The following is a 1,903-nucleotide window of genomic DNA, read 5'->3' as shown; positions in this document are numbered from 1 at the left end:
GCAAGGTCTGCAAAAAACATACGGTTCTCAATACAATGTCGAAATAAATTCAAAACCCCCGTTGGCGAAAGCCAGCGGGGGTTTTGCGTTTGAGCTGATGCAATCCAAAAAGCAGCCGGCTGGTGGTGGCCGTATCTAACCACGCCACAAATGCCAGCACCTGGTCAGGGCCCTGCCTTCAAGCCTATCCATCCCAACGAAACCGACCTGCCCCGGCAACAGCACCTCGCCGCCGTCGACCCTCCCCCCCCAAAAAAAACCAAAACCAACACCACAAACTAAAAGTTCATAGTCTCGCCATCCAATCAAAGGCATATGGAATAAAAAACAGGATCAAAATATGCGCGTCGATGGGGGTGCCAAGACAGATGCCTGGGCAGTCGACGACGGATCGACTGTATCGGACGACAAGTCTTAATTGGCTCTCGAATCAACAGCGTTCCGGACTGGTGGCCCCTGATGGCGAAGACCTACCGCCTACTCATGATGCCATTTGAATTATCGCGAGTTTCTCGCGTCCGTGTTCCCGCTGGCAACATAACACCTGACCATCCGGATGGGGCGCCCGGCGACTATGCCACTTACCAATCATCGCCCTCCCGCCCCACAGTTCGGAAAGAGCACCGGGCGCTCGTTACGCGAATCAGCGATGAATACACTCTGCCGACTTCACTGCTCGAAGCGAAGCCGCACTAGGCGGTCCAAAGTGAGCGCCTAGAACGGGCTGGTTCACGCGACTATTTGGTGCCGATGCCGTCGCGGCTACCATTCATCGCACCGTCTGAAAAGCGCTAATGGCTACCTCCCTCTGAAAATCTCCCTGAAGTGGAAATCGAGATATTCAGTTTTTGGTCGCGCACTCCCATCCGCCGGAAAGCGGGCGTGCGTGTTTCCTCGGAACAGCCATTTGAGATCAGAAGTGGCTTCGGAGCTGAAGAGGATCTTGCGGCTCGGACGGACGGTGAACAGTCCACGATCATATGCAAAATGCAGCGTACGAGTTAGAGGAAAGGCGTTCTCAACGTTATCGGGTCCGCCCAGTTTGACCGGCATAAAGTGACAAACCTCTACTTCGTGTTCTGATCCATCACTGGCCCCCACTATTAAGCTGCTGCACGCACACTTGGGGCCATAGAGCTCGATAACGTCGAACCGCAAGCGTCGAGACCGCACCAATTCGCTACGCAGCCTGCGTTCTCGTTCCTCCACTGTTTCACCAAAGGCTTCGGTTTGTGCCTGATCGGCTACGCCTTGTTCCGGCGGCGCGCTGCCGTTGGTGCCCCAGGCAACTATTCGGTCAAATGTGTGTGGATGAAGGCGGCGAATACCTTCCGCATATCGATAGAATTCTCCTTCATCAGATTGGCTGCTGTCGTTCAACTCGATTTCGCGAAGCCACGCTGGCGAAATCGGCACCCTGAACGGTACGACATCACTAAGGCTAAGCACTAGAAAGCGTGGATCGTGCTTGTCCCTCTTCACTTGGACGACCTCCGCTGTGCCAAAGTAGCCGTGCTTGACCTCATCGCGTGGGGCATAGAGCAAGACCCTGGAATCGATTGCCTCAAGGGCGAGATCCATCTGAGGTTGATGAACGCGGCTGAACGTAGCACTGCTTGTTGGCTTGGACGGACATTCAAAACGATCGACACTCGGGTTCTCCTTGAGAATATGGAGAACTACGTAGCCTCAGGTTATGAAAAGCCTGCCGAAGACGTGGCTATGGGCGTCGGGCCGGTGACCTTCGAGAGGTGCCATGCAGGTTATTCGTGACAGTATGCACTAGCGGCAGTACCTTCCTCCGAGAGCCGAGAGCCGAGAGCCGAGAGCCGAGAGCCGAGAGCCGAGAGCCGAGAGCCGAGAGCCGAGAGCCGAGAGCCGAGAGCCGAGAGCCGAGAGCCGA

At 55.6% G+C, this 1,903-nt stretch carries 1 protein-coding gene; it reads right to left on the bottom strand.

The features are described 5' to 3' along the window. Positions 1 to 798: 798 nt before the first annotated feature. A complete protein-coding gene (locus tag ABIE28_RS21095) occupies positions 799 to 1,581 on the bottom strand; it encodes an HNH endonuclease (protein ID WP_354066492.1) in 783 nt (260 codons plus the stop codon). Between the last annotated feature and the right edge of the window lie 322 nt (positions 1,582 to 1,903).

This window comes from Devosia sp. 2618 (genome assembly GCF_040546815.1).
In the GTDB taxonomy this organism is placed as follows: domain Bacteria; phylum Pseudomonadota; class Alphaproteobacteria; order Rhizobiales; family Devosiaceae; genus Devosia.
This window is presented reverse-complemented; position numbering and strand designations above follow the sequence as displayed.